Raw genomic sequence first — 16,062 nt, 5'->3', positions numbered from 1 at the left:
CATGGACCCGTTCATCCCACCCGCCAAGCCGATCATCGGCGACGAGGAGCGCGAAGCGGTCGATCGCGTCCTCCGCAGCGGCATGATCGCCCAAGGCCCTGAGGTCGCGGCGTTCGAGGAGGAGTTCGCCGCCCACTTCGGCCTGGGGCGCGCCTGCGTCGCGGTGAACTCCGGCACCTCGGGGCTCCACCTCGGACTCTTGGCGACCGGGATCGGTCCCGGCGACGAGGTCATCGTCCCGTCCTTCACCTTCGCCGCCACGGTCAACTCCGTGGCACTCACCGGTGCTACGCCCGTCTTCGCCGACATCGAGCCCAGCAGCTTCTGTCTGGACCCCGCCAGCGTCGAAGCCGCGGTCACCGGCCGCACGGCAGCGATCATGCCGGTGCACCTGTACGGGCATCCGGCCGACATGACGGCGCTGCAGGCAGTCGCCGACCGGCACGACCTCCAGATCTTCAAGGACGCGGCTCAGGCCCACGGCGCGAGCCTGGCCGGTGCTCCCGTCGGCGCCTTCGGCAGCTTTGCGATGTTCTCGCTCTACCCCACCAAGAACATGACCTCGGGCGAGGGCGGAATGGTGTCCGTCGCCAACGACGACGTCGAACGTCTGGTGCGGTTGTACCGCAACCAAGGAATGCAGCGTCAGTAGGAGAACGAGGTGGTCGGCTTCAACAATCGGATGACCGACATCCACGCGGCCATCGGCCGGGTTCAGCACCCCGCCGATCGGCGACGGAGCTGTGCACGTCTACCACCAGTACACCGGCAGGGTTCCCCATGACCGCGACGGCTGGCGGCGGCGCTCCGTGAGGAGTACGCAGTGGGGTCGGGGATGTTCTACCCGACCCCCAGCCACCGCCTCGCGCCGTTCCGGTCCGATGTCGACCTCCCGGCGACCGAACAAGCCGGACTCGAGTGCCTCTCGCTTCCGGTGCATCCTTCCTTGTCCACGGATGACCTCGAGCGAATCGTCACGGCAGTCAACAAGCTCGCGGCGGCAGGGGCCTGACATGACTCAACTTCGCGCCGGCCTCGTCGGCATCGGGATGATAGGACGCAACCACGCCCGGCTCCTCAACTCCCTCGACGGAGTCACGCTCGTCGCCGTAGCCGATCCCGCCGGGGACAAGCACGGCACGGCTGGTGCAGCCAAGGTCGTTCCTACAGTCGCCGAGATGATCGACCACGGTCTCGACTTCGCCGTAGTGGCCACACCGACGATCTATCACCTCGAAGCCGGCTTGCAGCTCGCGGCGGCCGGTGTCCCGACCCTGATCGAGAAGCCGCTCGCCACGGACGTCGAGGAGTCGCGGCAACTGGTCGACGCGTTCGAGGGTGCCGGCCTCGTCAATGCCGTGGGACACATCGAGCGGTTCAACCCCGCCCTGCGCGCGCTGCGGGCCCGCCTGGAGGCCGGCGAGATCGGCGATCTCTATCAGGTCGCGACCCGGCGGCAAGGTCCGCCCGATGGGGCCGAAGCATGAGGATTCCGCCATTCCTCACTACCCACCCTAGGGGCTTCGCATGCCCCTTCACCGCCCGGACGGGCTGGGGGGGACTGTCCGTTCAGCCAAGCCGAGCAGGATGCGCGCCTCGTCCGGGGTCATCGGGGTGCGCTGCGCCAGCGCCCCCAGCGCCGCCGCCCGCTCGACGAGCTGGGCGTTGGACTCGACCGGCACGCCCTTGCTGATGGTCAGCACGTCCTCCATCCCGACCCGGAGGTGGCCGCCCTTGGACAGGCTGGCGAGCGCCACGGCCAGGGTCGACCTGCCGATCCCGGTGGCCGACCAGCTCGTGGTCTCGGCGGGAAGGGCGGCGACGGAGGCCACCAAGGCGTCGGCGGTGCCGTTCATGCCGCCCGGCACACCCATGACGAGGTCACAGTGGACCTTGCCGCCGTACGGCAGGCCGTACCTGTCGAGCAGCCGCTGGAGCGCGTGCACCTGGCCGAGGTCGAACAGCTCGAACTCGGGCACGATCTCGCGCTCCTGGCTGAGCTGGTAGAGCTCGCACACGAACGGCCAGGGGTTGGAGAAGACGTCGTCCCCGAAGTTGGTCGTGCCCATGGTCAGGCTGCACGAGTCCGGCTCGGCGTCGAGGACCCGGAGCCGCTGGTCGAGCGGGTCGTGGACCGAGCCACCGGTCGACAGTTGGACGACGAGGTCGCTCGCGTCGCGCACCGCCGCCACCCACTCCCGGAGCAGGCCGAGGTCGAGCGTCGGCTGGTGGTCGTGATCGCGCACGTGGAGATGGATCATGCCGGCCCCCGCCGCCTCGCACTCGCGGGCGGTCGCGGCGATCTCCTCCGGCGTCGTCGGCAGGTTCGGGACGTCGGACTTCGCCGACTCGGCCCCGGTCGGTGCGACGGTGATCAGCAGGCGGTCGGCGGGCAGGTCGGGCATGGCGTCATGCTGTCAGACGTGCGAGCGGTGGTGCAGCGGGTCCTGTCGGCGTCGGTGACGGTGGGCGACGAGGTCGTGGGCGCCCTCGACGCGCCCGGGCTGCTCGTCTACCTGGGCGTCACCCACGGCGACGGTCCGGACGAGATCGAGTGGATGGCGCGCAAGGTCTGGGACCTCCGGATCCTGCGCGAGGAGAGGTCGGCCTCCGACACAGGCGCCCCCGTGCTGGTGGTCAGCCAGTTCACGCTCTACGGCGACAGCCGGAAGGGGCGGCGCCCCACGTGGCAGGCCGCCGCACCTGGGCCGGTCAGCGAGCCGGCGTACGACGCCGTCTGCGCGGCGCTCGAAGGACTCGGCGCTCGCGTGGAGCGCGGCGTGTTCGGCGCGGACATGCGCGTGGCGTCGGTCAACGACGGACCGATCACGCTGATCCTGGAGCGGTAGCGCGAACTGCCCCGGACCGGTGTGGTCCGGGGCAGCCGTCACGCCACGTCAGGTCATGCCAGGTCAGATGGAGACGACGACCTCGGCGATGGTGCCGACCGACGCGTGCACCTTCTTGTCCACCGGGTCGGCCTTCGGGGCCAGGGTCCTGAGGGTCCATTCGCCGTCGCCGGCGAAGAACCGGAAGTGGCCGGTCGCCGAGGTGGGCACCTCGGCGGTGAACTCACCGGTCCGGTCGAGCAGCCGCACGTAGGCGTTGCCCACCGGCTCACCCGCGCGGACCACCTGGCCCTGGACGATGGCCTCCTTCTTGACGTCGATGCCGTCGAGGGAGAGACCGCCCTCGGTCGCGCCGCACATCAGGCCTCACCCGGCTCGTCGCCGAGGGCCACGGGGACGCCGACCAGGGAGCCGTACTCGGTCCAGGACCCGTCGTAGTTCTTCACGCTCTGGTGGCCGAGGAGCTCCTTGAGCACGAACCAGGTGAGCGACGAACGCTCGCCGATGCGGCACAGGGCGATCGTCTCCTTGGACTCGTCGAAGCCGACCTCGGCGTAGAGCGCCTTGAGCTCCTCGTCGGACTTGAAGGTGCCGTCGTCGTTGGCGTTCTTGCTCCACGGCACGTTGACCGAGGTCGGGACGTGGCCGGCGCGCTGGGCCTGCTCCTGCGGCAGGTGGGCCGGGGCGAGGAGGCGGCCGGCGAACTCGTCGGGGCTGCGCACGTCGACCAGGTTCTTCACGCCGATCGCCTCGACGACCTCGTCGCGGAAGGCCCGGATCGACGTGTCCTGGTCCTGTGCGGTGTACGACGTCTTCTCGCGGCTCGGCAGCTCGTCGGTCAGCTCGCGGGAGTCGAGCTCCCACTTCTTGCGGCCGCCGTCCATCAGCTTCACGTCCTGGTGGCCGTAGAGCTTGAAGTACCAGTAGGCGTACGCGGCGAACCAGTTGTTGTTGCCGCCGTAGAGCACCACGGTGTCGTCGTTCGCGACGCCGCGCTCGGACAGGAGGGCCTCGAACTGCGCCTTGTTGACGAAGTCGCGGCGGACCTGGTCCTGGAGGTCGGTCGTCCAGTCGAGCTTGATGGCGCCCTTGATGTGGCCCTTGTCGTAGGCCGTGGTGTCCTCGTCGACCTCGATCAGCACCACCTTCGGGTCGTCCAGGTGCTCCTCCACCCACTGGGCGGTGACGAGGGAGTTCTCGCGGCTCATGTTTCTACCTTTCTTGTGCGCCGAGGAAGGGGCGCGGGGCTGTGTGGGATTTCGTGGGGGTCAGTGCGCGAAGCGCTGGATGAGGAGGTACGTCTCGCAGCCGAGGCAGAACCGGAACACGGCGTTGAGCAGGGCCGCGACCAGCGCGAAGCCGGTCGCGACGAGGCCGAGCAGGTCCGCGCCGAGCACGAAGCCGGCGAGGCCCACGAGGGCGAAGCCGAGGCCGACGGCCTGGGCGAAGCGCGGCGGCGCGGGGTCCTCGAGCTCCGCGGGCGCCGACAGCCGGGGGCGCACGAGCGTGCGGAACAGCCAGGAGTACGGCGTGTGCTGCACGCCCCGGGCGGCACCGACTGCAAAGACGACCGCCTGGGCGGCGAGGAGGACGACGGCGGCCGGTCCGGGCGCCAGGAGCAGAACGGCGACGAGCACGGCCGAGGTCAGCGCGGCGGCGACCTGCGGACCTCGGGGGTCGATGCCGGCGCTGGTGCGCGCGGCGGCGATGGTGGCGGACATGTCTCTCCTGCGGGCCCTGGAACGACGGACGGACTGCAGGTCACGCGGACGCGTGGGAGCGGTGGGGCGTGACCAGCCTCAGCGCATTCGACACAGCGACGAGCGCACGCGGCAGTGGTCCACTGCGCGGCGCTTGGTCAGCATGGTCGAGGACATGACGTCCACAGTAGGGAACGCGTCCCGGTCGCCCACAATCGGCGTCTCACCATACGGATGGTGCGTCCACGATATGGACATTTCGGTGGTCATCAGGCCCACCCCAGGGCGGCGAGGACCTGCTCCTTGCGGGGCGCACCGCTCGCGCGGGTGACCTCCCGGCCGGCACTGTCGAGCACCAGCGTGGTCGGCGTGCGGAGGATGCCGAGCGTCCGCACCAGGTCGAGGTGGTGCTCGGCGTCGACCTCGACATGGGTGACGCCGGGCACCAGGCCCGCGACGTCGCCGAGCGTGCGGCGGGTGGCCCGGCAGGGCGCGCAGAACGCCGAGGAGAACTGGAGCAGCGTCGCTCGCTCCCCCAACGCAGCGTCCGGCAACGCGGCGGTGACCTGGGCCCAGGGCGTGGCGTCACGCCTCGGGGCCGGCTCTTCTCGACCCTCGCCCACCGACTTCGTGCCGCGGAAGCGACCGTCGGTGAGCAGCCGATAGCCCCCGAACGCCAGCGCTGCGAGCACGGCCACGACGACGATCCAGGCCCCGGTGCTCATGTCGGGCACAACGGTCGGCGATCGATGTTCATTCCGGTGGCACGGGTTCCGAGGCCTCAACCGCCGGCGAACGGCGGGAGGAACTCCACCGACGAGCCCGGCTCCACCATCACCGCCCCGGGGTCCTCGGTGTTGACCGGCCGGTCCCCGACGAGCGTCGAGCAGACCCGGAGGACGTCGGGGAGCCGGGTGCCCGGGTGCAGTGCCACAGCGCGGCGGACGACCTCGGCGAGCGTGATCGGGCCGTCCACCTCGAGCGCGTCCGAGGCGACCCCGGCCGCGGAGCGGGCGGAGGCCCAGTAGTGGACTTCGATCGGCGCAGCGGTCATGTTTCGGTATTCTTCCCGACCAGAGAGGCCGGCCGAAGCCCAGCGTTGCGTTTCGGTCCCCGCCCCGGTCCACGGGAGGAGACCATTTCATGAGCACGCTCCTGCTCCTCACCAGCGCGCTGCAGCCGTCCGCCGAGGTGCTTCCCGGGCTGGCCCTGCTGGGCCACCAGGTGAAGATCCTGCCCGCGGAGGGCAGCGCGCTCCTCGAGGCACCCGACTCCGACCTCCTCCTGGTGGACGGTCGCCAGGACCTCGCCCACGCCCGCGACCTGTGCCGCCTGATCCGCACGACCGGCACCGGGGTGCCGGTGCTCCTCGTGTGCACCGAGGGCGGCCTGGCCGTGGTCCAGCACGACTGGGGCATGGACGACGTCGTCCTGCACACCTGTGGTCCGGCCGAGCTCGAGGCGCGGATCAAGCTGGCCATCGGCCGGCTCACCGCCCAGCGCGAGGCGGACGACCCCGAGGCGCACGTCATCTCGTCCGGCGGGGTGCTCGTCGACGACGCGACGTACACCGCGAAGGTCAGCGGGCGTCCTCTGGACCTGACGTTCAAGGAGTTCGAGCTCCTCAAGTTCCTCGCCCAGCACCCCGGTCGGGTCTTCTCCCGCCAGCAGCTGCTCCAGGAGGTCTGGGGCTACGACTACTTCGGCGGCACGCGCACCGTCGACGTCCACGTGCGCCGGCTGCGCGCCAAGCTCGGCCCGGAGAACGAGACCCTGATCGGGACGGTCCGCAACGTGGGCTACCGGTTCGTGCTGCCGGCCAAGGAGCAGCTGAACGTCGCCGACGAGGTGACCACCTAGGGTCGTCTCCGTGGAGGAGATCAGCCGGATCGCGTCGGCCGCCGAGGCGACCGACGGCGCAGCCCCCCTGGACGAGGCCACGCTGCTGGCCCTGCGGCACCACCCGGAGCGGGTGCGCACCTGGGTCCGCGACGAGGGCTTCGCCCTGCTCGTCGGGGACGAGCTCACGCTGGTCGTGCACCCCGATGCCCGAGGTCGCGGTCTCGGGCGCTCGCTGCTGGAGGAGGCCCTCCCGCCCACGGGCGGTCTGCGTGCCTGGTCGCACGGCGATCATCCGGCGGCCGCGGCCTTGGCGCGCAGCCACGGCTTCGAGCGGTTCCGCGAGCTCTGGGTGATGCGGCGCGACATGAGCGAGCCGCTGGCGGCGTACGACGCGAGCCGGGTGCGCGACTACCGCGCCTCCGACGCCGACGAGGTGCTCCGGGTCAACGCGGCGGCCTTCGCGCACCACCCGGAGCAGGGCGCGATGGACGCCGCCAACCTGGCCGAGCGGATGGCCGAGCCGTGGTTCGACCCCGCCGGCTTGCTCGTCGCGCCCGACGGTGACCGGCTGCTCGGCTTCCACTGGACCAAGCAGCACTCGCCGTCGCTCGGCGAGGTGTACGTGGTCGGCATCGACCCGGCCGCGCAGGGGCAGGGCCTGGGCAAGCTCCTCACGCTGGCCGGGCTGCACCACCTGCGGGACCGCGGTGTCAGCGAGGTGCTGCTCTACGTCGAGTCCGACAACGCGCCGGCGGTCGCCGTCTACTCGGGGCTGGGTTTCCGCCACGAGCAGGCGGACACCCACGTGATGTACCGCCGGGAGGAGCGCAGCGGCCAGCCCGTCCGTCCGGTCTGAAGCTGGTGTCCCGGCCGAGTCCCCACCCGCTCCCGTGTACCTCCAGATAGCGGTCGGAGGGTGCTACGGCTCTGATGAGCCCGATCTCCCGTCACCTGCGGCCGGCCGGCCCGAGAACGACGACTCCATGTTCCACCATTCGGGACGCTCAGCTGCGCTTTCGGTGGAATGTCTAGCGCAGTGGACGCACGTGCAGCCCGACCTCGGGGTCGACGACGACCTCCTGGGCGGCGGGCATCCCCTCGACGGTCAGCGGCGCGTCGACCGGAACGTTGCGCTTGACCATCGCGAGGGCGATCGGGCCGAGCTCGTGGTGCCGGGCGGAGGTGCCGACGAAGCCGACGACCTTGTCGCCGGAGAGGAGCTCGGCGCCGACGGTGGGCAGCCGGTTCTCCGAGCCGTCGAGGTGCAGCAGCGTCAGCCGGCGCGGGGGGCGGCCGAGGGTGTGCACGCGCGCGACCGTCTCCTGGCCGCGGTAGCAGCCCTTGTCGAGGTGGACGGCCGGACCGACCCAGCCGGCCTCGTTCGGGATCGTGCGGTGGTCGGTGTCGAGGCCGAGCCGCGGCTCGCCGCGGGCGATGCGCAGCGCCTCGAACGCCCAGAGGCCGCAGGCCGGGGCGGCGGCCTCGGCGTACGCCGCCAGGCGGTCGCGCGGGACGAACTCGTAGCCCGCGTAGGGGCCCTCACCCGAGCTCGACGGACGCCAGGTCGTGGCGAGCTCGCCGGTCACGTCGGCGACCTCGACGCGCATCATGAACCGCATCCGGTCGAGGAACTCGACGAGCGCGGCGGCCGCCCCTGGCTCGGTGTGGGCGGTGAACGCCTCGCCGTCGTCGTACCCGAAGAACGCGTGCTCGACGTGACCCTGCGGGCTCAGGATGAGCACGCCGGTCCACACGTCCGGGGCGAGCGACTCGAGGTGCTGGGTGGTCAGCGAGTGCAGCCAGGTGAGCCGGTCGGGACCGGTGACGCGGACGACGTCACGGTGCGACAGGTCGACGAACCCGTCGCCGGCCTCGAGCGTCCGCTGCTCGGTGTTGAATGACCCGTAGTGCGCCGCGACGTCGCGGTCCACGCCGTCGGCGGCGACCGCCCCGGGCAGGGCCAGCAAGGGGCTGGGCTGGGGGCTAGGCATCCGTCTCACACTCCACGCAGGTTCCGAAGATGGCCAGGTGGCCGACGTCGATCACGAAGTCCTGCTCCGCGCGCAGCCGTTCGGCGAACGGCGCGACCACCTCTGGGTCAACCGACCGGACGCGGTGGCAATTCCGGCAGACCAGGTGGAAGTGCTCGTGGTCGGTGATCGAGTGGTACGTCGGAGCGCGGTCCGAGAGGTGCGTGTGGCGGACCAGCCCGAGCTCCTCGAGCACCTCCAGGGTGCGGTAGACCGTCGAGATGTTCACCGCGCTCGATCGCGCCTGCACCTCGGCCAGGATCTCGTCCGGCGTCGCGTGGCCGAGCTTCTCGACGGCCTGGAGCACGAACTGGCGCTGCGGGGTCAGCCGGTAGCCCAGGCTGTGCAGCTTGGCGGCGAGGTCCTCGTTCATGGCCCGACCGACGCTCCCTACTGGCGCTCGAGGGTGGCCCACAGGTGCGGCTGGAGCTCCTGACCGACCGCCGCCATGTCGAAGGCGTAGAGCAGCCGGCCCTCGACGTTGCCGTAGAGGCGCTTGCCGCCGGTGACCTCCTTGGCCGACTCCGTGAAGCTCACGCCGGCCGTGTGCAGCTCGATCTTCCCGTCGGCGGCCTTGCCGTACCAGATCTCCGAGACCCCGAAGGAGTGCGACAGCAGCAGCTCGACGTCGCCGCCGGGCCGGCAGCGGAGGAAGCCCGCCTCCTGGGCGGCGTCGCGCACCTTCTCGCCGTTCTCGTCGACGATCCAGGAGCGGGCGAAGTAGTGGAAGAACGGCCGGCCGTCATGGGTGAAGACGAGCTCCTGGCCGTACTCGAACTTGTCGATCGTCGGGTAGTCGCCGTGGCCGCGACCGCCCCAGCGGCCGAGGAGCCAGGCGACGGGTCCGCAGTCGGGATGGAGGTTCTGGGGGAGCTCGAACGGCATGGAACAACTCTAGGGTGGTGCCCATGCCACGCCCACTCGTCGTCAAGGTCACCTGCGGCGCGGACGACCCCGAGCGCTCGAACCAGGGCCTGACCGTCGCCGCGACCGCGCTCACCGCCGGTGCCGAGGTGAGCCTGTGGCTCACCGGGGAGGGCGCGTGGCTGGGGGTGACCGGCCGCGAGACGTTCGCGCTCGAGCACGCGGCCGCGCCGGCCGACCTCGTGGCGGCCGTGCTCGGGGCCGGGCAGGTGACCGTGTGCACCCAGTGCGCCGCGCGGCGCGGGATCACCGAGGCCGACGTGCTGCCCGGCGTACGCATCGCGGGCGCGGCGGCGTTCGCGGAAGAGGTGCTCGCGCCGGACGTGCAGGCGCTGGTGTACTGAGTTCGACCACACGCCCGCACCGCCAAGCCCTAGGCTGACCTGCTGATGGACTCGAACGACGCCAGCTCCACCCGATGGTGGCAGCGCAAGCAGGACCAGCCCGCGGAGACGCCCAAGCCGGCCGCGACCACGCCGCCGCCGGCCCCCCGCACGCCCGCCGACCTCCAGGCGGCGATCGAGCGCGCGGCCGAGCTGCGCCGCCGCGCCGAGCAGGCCGCGGCGGAGCAGGCCGCGGAGCGGCTGGTCGCCGAGGAGGCCGCCCAGGTCGCCGCGCGGGCCCGCATCGAGGCCGACCAGAAGGCCGCCGAGCAGGCGGCCGCGGCCGAGGAGGCGTACGCCGCCCGCCGGGCCGCCGAGGAGGAGGGCGCTGCGCACGCGGCCGAGCGGGCCCGGCTGGAGGAGGCCGCGACGGCCGCCGTCCGGGCGCGCGCCGAGGCCGAGGAGAGCGCCCAGAAGCTGGTCGACGCGGCCAAGGTCGCGACCGCGCTGCGCCTGGCCGCCGAGCAGGCCGCTGCCCAGCAGACCATCGACCGCGCCACGGCCGAGGACACCGCCCGCGCGGCCGAGGAGCGCGCCGAGGCGGCTGCCGCCGCCCGCGCCGAGGCCGAGGAGGCCGCCCGGGCCCAGGCCGAGCGCGCCACCGCCGACACCCGGGCCCGCGAGGAGGCCGACCGGGCCGCCCGCGCGGCGGCGGAGTCCGCCCGCCAGGCGCACGCCGAGCGCGAGGCCGCCGAGGCCCGCGCGCGGGAACTGACCGAGGAGCTCGCGGCCACCGCGCAGCGCCACGACGAGGCGATGGCGGCCGCGGTCCGGCAGCGCGAGGAGGCCGAGCAGGCGGCCGCCCAGCGCGCCGGCACCCAGGAGGCGGCGTACTCCGAACGGATCAGCGCGCTGGTCGCCCAGCACGAGGAGGCCCTCGCGGCGAGCGCCGCCGCACGCCAGGCCGCCGACGAGCGCGCCGCGCAGCAGGCCGAGGCCCGCGCCGCGGCCGAGAGCGCGGCGTCGGAGCAGGCCGGTGCGCGGACCGCCGCGGACGAGGCGGCCGCCGAGCAGGCGCGGCTGGCCCAGGAGGCCCAGGCCGCGCGCACCGCCGCCGAGGAGCGGGCGCGCGAGCAGGCCGAGCGCGCCACCGAGGCCGCGGCGGCCCGCGAGGCCGCCGACCGGGCCGCGCAGAGCGCCGCCGAGGTGGCGCACCAGGCGCACGCGGACCGCGAGGCCGCCGAGGCCCGGGCCGCGGACCTGGCCGAGCAGTTGAGCGCGGCCCGCCGCGACCACGAGGACTTCGTGCTGGTCTCCCGGGACGCCCGCGCTGCCGCCGAACAGGCGGCCGCCGACCAGGCCACCGCGCGCGAGCAGGCCGAGGCGAAGGCGGCCGAGCAGGCCGAGGCCCGCGCGGCCGCCGACGCGACCGCCGCCGAGCACGCCCGGCTGGCCGACGAAGCCCATTCCGCGCGGCTGGCCGCCGAGCGGTCCGCCCGGGAGCGGGCCCGCGAGGCCGAGGAGGCGCACGCCGCGCGGACCGTCGCCGAGGACGCCGCGCGCCATCAGGCGGCAGCCGCCGGCCAGGCCGCCGCGGCCGAGGAGGCCGCCCACCGCACGGCCGCCGAGCTCGCCGAGGCCCTGCGCACCGCGCACGAGGCGCGGATGGCCGCCGACGACAACGCGCGCACCCACGCCGCCCGCGCCCAGGAGGCCCACGAGGCCCGCACGGCGGCCGAGACCGCGGCCGCCGAGTCCGCGGCGGCCCGCGAGGCCGCCGACGCCCGGGCCCGGGAGCAGGCGGACGCCGCGACCGCCGCCCACACGGCACGCACCGAGGCCGAGGAGGCCGCCCGCGCCGCAGCCACCCGGGCCGACGAGGCGCAGACCGCGCGCGAGGTCGCCGAGATGCGCGCCCGCGACCAGGCCGAGGCCGCCGCGCAGGCCGCCACCGACCAGACCTCCGCCCACCAGCGCGCCGAGCAGCAGGCCGCGCTCGCCGCGGCGGCGCACGAGGCCCGGGCCGCGGCCGACGCCACGGCACGGGAGCACGCGGCCGCCCACGAGGCCGCGGAGCGCGCCGCCGAGCAGGCCGCCGTCGAGCGCCGCGCCGCCGAGGAGGACGCCCACCGCCACGCGCAGCTCGCGGACGAGGCCGCCCGCAAGCGGGAGGCGGCCGAGTCCCGGCTCGAGGAGGTGCTGGCCGAGCTGCGCACCGCCGTGGAGGCCCGCGCCGCCGCCGAGCAGGCGGCCGCCGAGCAGGCCCGCCTCCGCGCCGAGGCCGAGGAGGCCGCCGGCCAGCGGGCCGCCGACCGCAGCGCGGTCGAGGCCGCCGTACGCCGTCAGGCCGAGATCGCCGAGGACGCCATGCGCGAGCGCGCGGAGGCCGAGGAGAAGGCGCGCGAGCTGGCGGTGGAGCTGGAGCAGGCACGCGCCGAGCTGCTCGAGCAGACGCAGAGGAAGGGCTTCTTCAGGCGCTGAGCGCGACCTTGAGCTTGGCCGCGATCAGCGCGTTCGCGGCCCGGCTGGTGCGCCCCGCACCGACGACGTTGAAGAACCCGTGGATCTGCCCGGAGAAGCGCCGCAGCTCCACCGGCACCCCGGCCTCGGCCAGCCGGCGGGCGTAGGCCTCCCCCTCGTCGCGCAGCGGGTCGAACCCGGCCGTCACGACGTACGCCGGGGCGAGCCCCTCGGGCAGGTCGGCGTACTGCGGCGAGAACCTCGGGTCCTTCAGGTCCGCGTCGCTGGTCGCGTAGCTCGCGCTCGCGAGGTCCATGTAGGCCTGGGTCAGGTAGAAGCCCTCGGCGAAGAGCCGCACGCTCTCGGTGTCGCGGAGCCCGTCCATCGCCGGGTAGACCAGCAGCTGGAAGGCCAGCGGCAGCCCGGCCCGCGCCGCCTCGATCGCCACCCCGGCGGCGAGGTTGCCGCCCGCGGAGTCGCCGCCGACCGCGAGCCGGTCGACGTCGCCACCGACCTCGGCGGCGTGCTCGACCAGCCAGCGGTACGCCGCCACCGCGTCGTCGTACGCGGCCGGGAAGGGGTCCTCGGGCCCGAGCCGGTAGTCGACGGCCAGCACCCGCACCCCGGACCGCTCGGCGAGGAACCGGCAGCTCGGGTCGTGGGAGTCCAGGTCGCCGTGCATGAAGCCGCCGCCGTGGAGGAACAGCAGCACCGGGCCCTGCGCCGGCGCCCCGGTCGGCGTGTAGAGCCGAGCCGGGCGGCCGGCGACCGTCAGGTCCCGCACCGAGCCGACCCGCTGGTGCCCTCCGGTCAGCCGGGTCGCCCGCAGGATCGCGCGGCGGCCGGCGGCCATCGGCAGCGTCTCGGGGCCGGGCTCGCGCAGCAGCCGCTGGAGGGCGAGCATCAGCTGCACGTCGGGCGCGAGCGTCTGCCCGTCCCGGACGACCGGCTTGCCGGCCAGCCGTCGCTGCACGGCCTCCGGCAGGCCCATCGCCGCACGCAGTCCGATCCGGTCGAGTCGCTCACGGAGGCTCACGCCGGGCAACCTACCGTTCACCTCGCGGTGCCATGCTGGGAGGCATGTCCCTGGAGAGCGTGCCGTCGACCGTCCACGGGGAGGGCGTGCCCGAGGAGACCTTCGACGTCGAACCGCCGTACGTCCCCGACCACGACGCGCTCGCGGCCGTCGAGAAGTACGAGGACCGCTTCCTCGACCGGGAGCTCTCCTGGCTGCGGTTCAACCAGCGGGTGCTCGAGCTCGCCGAGGACCCGCAGCTGCCGCTGCTGGAGCGGGTGCGGTTCCTGGCGATCTTCACCAGCAACCTCGACGAGTTCTTCATGGTGCGCGTGGCCGGCCTCAAGCGCCGGATCGCCGCCGGCGTCGCGGTCCCGGCCGCCTCGGGGCTGATGCCCACCGAGGTGCTGGAGGTGATCTGGTCGACGACGCGGGAGCTCTCCGAGCGCCAGGCGCGGGTGTTCCGCGACGACATCGTCCCGGCGCTCACCGACGCGGGCATCGAGCTCGTGCGCTGGAACGACCTGAACCGCGAGGAGCAGAAGGCCTGCAAGCGGCTCTTCAAGGACCGGGTCTTCCCCGTGCTCACGCCGCTCGCCGTCGACCCGGCGCACCCGTTCCCCTACATCTCCGGGCTCTCCCTCAACCTCGCCGTGCTGCTCCGCAACCCGAAGACGCGCAAGGAGCACTTCGCCCGGGTGAAGGTGCCGCCGATCTTCGCGCGGTTCGTCCCGCTCGGGAACCAGCGCTTCGTGCCGCTCGAGGACGTCATCGGCGAGCACCTCAAGCGGCTGTTCCCCGGCATGGAGGTCCTGGAGGTCCACACCTTCCGCGTCACCCGCAACGAGGACCTCGAGGTCGAGGAGGACGACGCCGAGAACCTCCTCGCCGCGCTCGAGAAGGAGCTGCTCCGGCGCCGCTTCGGCCCGCCGGTCCGGCTCGAGGTGGAGGAGTCGATCGCCCCGCAGGTGCTCGAGCTGCTCGTCTCCGAGCTCGGCATCAGCGAGGAGGAGGTCTTCAAGCTCCGCGGCCCCCTCGACCTGCGCGGTCTCCACGACATCGCGGACCTCCCACGCCAGGACCTGAAGTACCCGGCGTACCTCCCGACGACCCACGCCCGGCTGTCCGAGGTCGAGTCGGCGGCGCCGGTCGACGTCTTCAAGGCGGCGCGGCGGCACGACGTGCTGCTGCACCACCCCTACGACTCGTTCGCGACCTCCGTGCAGCGCTTCCTCGAGCAGGCGGCGGCCGACCCGCACGTCCTGGCGATCAAGCAGACGCTCTACCGCACCTCCGGAGACTCGCCGATCATCGACGCCCTCATCGACGCCGCCGAGGCCGGCAAGCAGGTGCTGGTGATCGTCGAGATCAAGGCGCGCTTCGACGAGCAGGCCAACATCCGCTGGGCCCGCAAGCTGGAGCAGGCCGGGTGCCACGTCGTCTACGGCCTGGTCGGGCTCAAGACCCACTGCAAGCTCGCGATGGTGGTGCGCGACGAGCCGGACGGCATCCGCCGCTACACCCACATCGGCACCGGCAACTACAACCCGAAGACGTCCCGGCTCTACGAGGACCTGGGGCTGATCACGGTCAACGAGCGGATCGGCGAGGACGTCGCCCACCTGTTCAACAACCTGTCCGGCTTCTCCCGCAACGCGACGTACGACGAGCTGCTGGTCGCCCCCGACTCGGTCCGGACGGGCCTGGTGGAGCGGATCCACCGCGAGATCGCCCACCACCAGGCCGGCCGGCCGGGCCGGATCCGCCTCAAGGCGAACTCCGTGGTCGACGAGGCGATCATCGACGCCCTCTACCTCGCCTCGCAGGCGGGGGTGGAGGTCGAGCTGCTCGTGCGCGGCATCTGCGCGCTGCGCCCCGGCGTCCCCGGCCTGTCGGAGACGATCCGGGTGCGCTCGGTGCTGGGGCGGTTCCTCGAGCACAGCCGGATCTTCTGGTTCGACAACGGCGGCGAGCCCGAGGCGTGGATCGGCTCGGCCGACATGATGCACCGCAACCTCGACCGGCGCGTCGAGGTGCTGGTGCGGCTGCCGGGCGCCGAGGAGACCCGCGTGATCGGCGACCTCCTCGACCTGGCCTTCGACCCCGACACGAACGCCTGGGTGCTCGACAGCGAGGGCATCTGGACGCGCAACGACGGCGCCGTACACCTCCAGGAGCGGCTGATCGAGCAGCAGCGCCGGAGGCGGTGACCCTCGCTCACGTGGCGCCCACTTGCGTGATCCGGGCGAACTGCCTCTAGGCTGTTCGGCGTTCTCTTCCTCCTCCTCAGGAGTTATCCGTGGGTTTGCGATTCCGACCCGTCGACACGTCCTTCTACGACCTCTTCACCAAGGCCGCCGAGCACTTGGTGACCGGTGCCGCCCTGCTCGCGGAGATGCTGAGCGAGGACGCCGACCACGCCGATGTCGCTCGCCGGATGCGCGAGGCCGAGCACAGCGCCGACGAGACCACGCACGAGCTGATCCGCAAGGTGAACTCCACCTTCGTGACGCCGTTCGACCGCGAGGACATCTACGCCCTCGGCTCGGGCCTCGACGACGTCATGGACATGATGGACGAGGCCGTCGACCTGATCCTGCTCTACGAGGTCAAGGTGCTGCCGCCGGAGCTGTCGACCCAGGTCGAGGTCCTCCAGCGCTGCGCCGAGCTCACCGCGGCCGCGATGCCGAACCTGCAGTCGATGGAGTCGCTCGACGAGTACTGGATCGAGGTCAACCGCCTCGAGAACGCCGGCGACAAGAACCACCGCCGTACGCTCGCCAAGCTCTTCAGCGGCGAGTTCAAGACCATCGAGGTGCTCAAGCTCAAGGACATCGTCGAGTCTCTCGAGGAGGCGATCGACGCGTTCGAGAAGGTCGCCAACATCGTGGAGCAGATCGCGGTCAAGGAGTCCTGACC

Annotated in this window: 17 protein-coding genes and 2 pseudogenes; 9 read left to right on the top strand and 10 right to left on the bottom strand. The window is 72.8% G+C overall.

Annotation, left to right across the window (positions count from 1 at the left end; all coding sequences use genetic code 11):
• Nucleotide 1 precedes the first annotated feature (1 nt).
• Both ACYQ0U_RS09615 and ACYQ0U_RS09610 read left to right on the top strand, forming a co-directional pair.
• A pseudogene (locus ACYQ0U_RS09615) lies at nucleotides 2–1,012 on the top strand (DegT/DnrJ/EryC1/StrS family aminotransferase).
• 1 nt (nucleotide 1,013) lies between these two features.
• Nucleotides 1,014–1,466, top strand: a pseudogene (locus ACYQ0U_RS09610) (Gfo/Idh/MocA family protein); the annotation flags it as partial.
• A gap of 69 nt (nucleotides 1,467–1,535) precedes the next feature.
• Here ACYQ0U_RS09610 and ACYQ0U_RS09605 read toward each other — a convergent pair.
• Entirely contained in the window at nucleotides 1,536–2,405 is an 870-nt protein-coding gene (locus ACYQ0U_RS09605; RefSeq protein WP_459972067.1) for a beta-keto acid cleavage family enzyme, read from the bottom strand.
• 18 nt (nucleotides 2,406–2,423) lie between these two features.
• On the opposite strand from ACYQ0U_RS09605, the gene dtd reads away from it, so the two are divergent.
• Nucleotides 2,424–2,849, top strand: coding sequence for a D-aminoacyl-tRNA deacylase (dtd, locus tag ACYQ0U_RS09600; protein WP_459972240.1), 426 nt, complete (start codon nucleotides 2,424–2,426; stop codon nucleotides 2,847–2,849).
• A gap of 63 nt (nucleotides 2,850–2,912) precedes the next feature.
• Here the strand turns inward: dtd and ACYQ0U_RS09595 are convergent, their stop codons facing one another.
• The 5 genes from ACYQ0U_RS09595 to ACYQ0U_RS09575 form a co-directional block, all read right to left on the bottom strand.
• Nucleotides 2,913–3,209, bottom strand: a complete 297-nt coding sequence (locus tag ACYQ0U_RS09595; protein WP_459972065.1) for a DUF1416 domain-containing protein — start codon at nucleotides 3,207–3,209, stop codon at nucleotides 2,913–2,915.
• Nucleotides 3,209–4,057: a sulfurtransferase gene (locus ACYQ0U_RS09590; RefSeq protein WP_459972063.1), complete on the bottom strand. Its 849-nt coding sequence runs from the start codon at nucleotides 4,055–4,057 to the stop codon at nucleotides 3,209–3,211. The genes ACYQ0U_RS09595 and ACYQ0U_RS09590 overlap by 1 nt, the downstream gene beginning before the upstream one ends.
• Before the next feature lie 60 nt (nucleotides 4,058–4,117).
• Nucleotides 4,118–4,570: a DUF4395 domain-containing protein gene (locus tag ACYQ0U_RS09585; protein ID WP_459972061.1), complete on the bottom strand. Its 453-nt coding sequence runs from the start codon at nucleotides 4,568–4,570 to the stop codon at nucleotides 4,118–4,120.
• A 248-nt stretch (nucleotides 4,571–4,818) separates the two neighbouring features.
• On the bottom strand, nucleotides 4,819–5,274 hold the full coding sequence (locus tag ACYQ0U_RS09580; RefSeq protein WP_459972059.1) for a thioredoxin family protein: 456 nt from the start codon (nucleotides 5,272–5,274) through the stop codon (nucleotides 4,819–4,821).
• A 56-nt stretch (nucleotides 5,275–5,330) separates the two neighbouring features.
• The gene (locus tag ACYQ0U_RS09575; protein ID WP_459972057.1) at nucleotides 5,331–5,603 is read right to left on the bottom strand and encodes a MoaD/ThiS family protein; all 273 of its coding nucleotides are present in this window, start codon (nucleotides 5,601–5,603) and stop codon (nucleotides 5,331–5,333) included.
• Nucleotides 5,604–5,692: 89 nt separating this feature from the next.
• On the opposite strand from ACYQ0U_RS09575, the gene ACYQ0U_RS09570 reads away from it, so the two are divergent.
• Both ACYQ0U_RS09570 and mshD read left to right on the top strand, forming a co-directional pair.
• Entirely contained in the window at nucleotides 5,693–6,409 is a 717-nt protein-coding gene (locus tag ACYQ0U_RS09570) for a response regulator transcription factor (protein ID WP_459972053.1), read from the top strand.
• A 10-nt stretch (nucleotides 6,410–6,419) separates the two neighbouring features.
• Entirely contained in the window at nucleotides 6,420–7,247 is an 828-nt protein-coding gene (mshD, locus tag ACYQ0U_RS09565; RefSeq protein ID WP_459972051.1) for a mycothiol synthase, read from the top strand.
• A gap of 172 nt (nucleotides 7,248–7,419) precedes the next feature.
• On the opposite strand, the gene ygfZ is transcribed toward mshD, so the two are convergent.
• From ygfZ to ACYQ0U_RS09550, 3 genes are read right to left on the bottom strand one after another with little or no spacing between them, the layout of a single operon-like run.
• Nucleotides 7,420–8,382, bottom strand: a complete 963-nt coding sequence (gene ygfZ / locus ACYQ0U_RS09560; protein WP_459972049.1) for a CAF17-like 4Fe-4S cluster assembly/insertion protein YgfZ — start codon at nucleotides 8,380–8,382, stop codon at nucleotides 7,420–7,422.
• A complete protein-coding gene (locus ACYQ0U_RS09555) occupies nucleotides 8,375–8,794 on the bottom strand; it encodes a Fur family transcriptional regulator (protein WP_459972046.1) in 420 nt (139 codons plus the stop codon). The genes ygfZ and ACYQ0U_RS09555 overlap by 8 nt, the downstream gene beginning before the upstream one ends.
• A gap of 17 nt (nucleotides 8,795–8,811) precedes the next feature.
• Complete coding sequence (locus ACYQ0U_RS09550; protein WP_459972044.1) at nucleotides 8,812–9,306, bottom strand: heme-binding beta-barrel domain-containing protein; 495 nt, start codon at nucleotides 9,304–9,306, stop codon at nucleotides 8,812–8,814.
• Between the two features lie 23 nt (nucleotides 9,307–9,329).
• Here ACYQ0U_RS09550 and ACYQ0U_RS09545 point away from each other — a divergent pair, with 23 nt between their 5' ends.
• Nucleotides 9,330–9,689 (top strand): DsrE family protein, encoded by a 360-nt coding sequence (locus ACYQ0U_RS09545; protein WP_459972042.1) that lies wholly within the window; start codon nucleotides 9,330–9,332, stop codon nucleotides 9,687–9,689.
• A gap of 45 nt (nucleotides 9,690–9,734) precedes the next feature.
• Complete coding sequence (locus tag ACYQ0U_RS09540) at nucleotides 9,735–12,149, top strand: hypothetical protein (RefSeq protein WP_459972038.1); 2,415 nt, start codon at nucleotides 9,735–9,737, stop codon at nucleotides 12,147–12,149.
• Here ACYQ0U_RS09540 and ACYQ0U_RS09535 read toward each other — a convergent pair.
• Nucleotides 12,139–13,164, bottom strand: a complete 1,026-nt coding sequence (locus ACYQ0U_RS09535) for an alpha/beta hydrolase (protein WP_459972036.1) — start codon at nucleotides 13,162–13,164, stop codon at nucleotides 12,139–12,141. The two genes, ACYQ0U_RS09540 and ACYQ0U_RS09535, sit on opposite strands and share 11 nt — an antisense overlap.
• 44 nt (nucleotides 13,165–13,208) lie before the next feature.
• On the opposite strand from ACYQ0U_RS09535, the gene ACYQ0U_RS09530 reads away from it, so the two are divergent.
• The gene (locus ACYQ0U_RS09530; RefSeq protein WP_459972034.1) at nucleotides 13,209–15,353 is read left to right on the top strand and encodes an RNA degradosome polyphosphate kinase; all 2,145 of its coding nucleotides are present in this window, start codon (nucleotides 13,209–13,211) and stop codon (nucleotides 15,351–15,353) included.
• 89 nt (nucleotides 15,354–15,442) lie between these two features.
• On the top strand, nucleotides 15,443–16,060 hold the full coding sequence (locus tag ACYQ0U_RS09525; protein WP_459972032.1) for a DUF47 domain-containing protein: 618 nt from the start codon (nucleotides 15,443–15,445) through the stop codon (nucleotides 16,058–16,060).
• Nucleotides 16,061–16,062: the final 2 nt, after the last annotated feature.

The organism is Nocardioides pyridinolyticus (assembly GCF_054653575.1).
Note: the sequence above shows the minus strand (reverse complement) of the source record. Positions and strands in the feature narration are given on the sequence as shown.

Coding starts and splice junctions, on each gene's coding strand:
- ACYQ0U_RS09605 (WP_459972067.1), bottom strand. CDS start 2,405: ATGCCCGACCTGCCCGCCGACCGCCTGCTGATCACCGTCGCACCGACC.
- ACYQ0U_RS09595 (WP_459972065.1), bottom strand. CDS start 3,209: ATGTGCGGCGCGACCGAGGGCGGTCTCTCCCTCGACGGCATCGACGTC.
- ACYQ0U_RS09590 (WP_459972063.1), bottom strand. CDS start 4,057: ATGAGCCGCGAGAACTCCCTCGTCACCGCCCAGTGGGTGGAGGAGCAC.
- ACYQ0U_RS09585 (WP_459972061.1), bottom strand. CDS start 4,570: ATGTCCGCCACCATCGCCGCCGCGCGCACCAGCGCCGGCATCGACCCC.
- ACYQ0U_RS09580 (WP_459972059.1), bottom strand. CDS start 5,274: ATGAGCACCGGGGCCTGGATCGTCGTCGTGGCCGTGCTCGCAGCGCTG.
- ACYQ0U_RS09575 (WP_459972057.1), bottom strand. CDS start 5,603: ATGACCGCTGCGCCGATCGAAGTCCACTACTGGGCCTCCGCCCGCTCC.
- ACYQ0U_RS09570 (WP_459972053.1), top strand. CDS start 5,693: ATGAGCACGCTCCTGCTCCTCACCAGCGCGCTGCAGCCGTCCGCCGAG.
- ygfZ (WP_459972049.1), bottom strand. CDS start 8,382: ATGCCTAGCCCCCAGCCCAGCCCCTTGCTGGCCCTGCCCGGGGCGGTC.
- ACYQ0U_RS09555 (WP_459972046.1), bottom strand. CDS start 8,794: ATGAACGAGGACCTCGCCGCCAAGCTGCACAGCCTGGGCTACCGGCTG.
- ACYQ0U_RS09550 (WP_459972044.1), bottom strand. CDS start 9,306: ATGCCGTTCGAGCTCCCCCAGAACCTCCATCCCGACTGCGGACCCGTC.
- ACYQ0U_RS09545 (WP_459972042.1), top strand. CDS start 9,330: ATGCCACGCCCACTCGTCGTCAAGGTCACCTGCGGCGCGGACGACCCC.
- ACYQ0U_RS09540 (WP_459972038.1), top strand. CDS start 9,735: ATGGACTCGAACGACGCCAGCTCCACCCGATGGTGGCAGCGCAAGCAG.
- ACYQ0U_RS09530 (WP_459972034.1), top strand. CDS start 13,209: ATGTCCCTGGAGAGCGTGCCGTCGACCGTCCACGGGGAGGGCGTGCCC.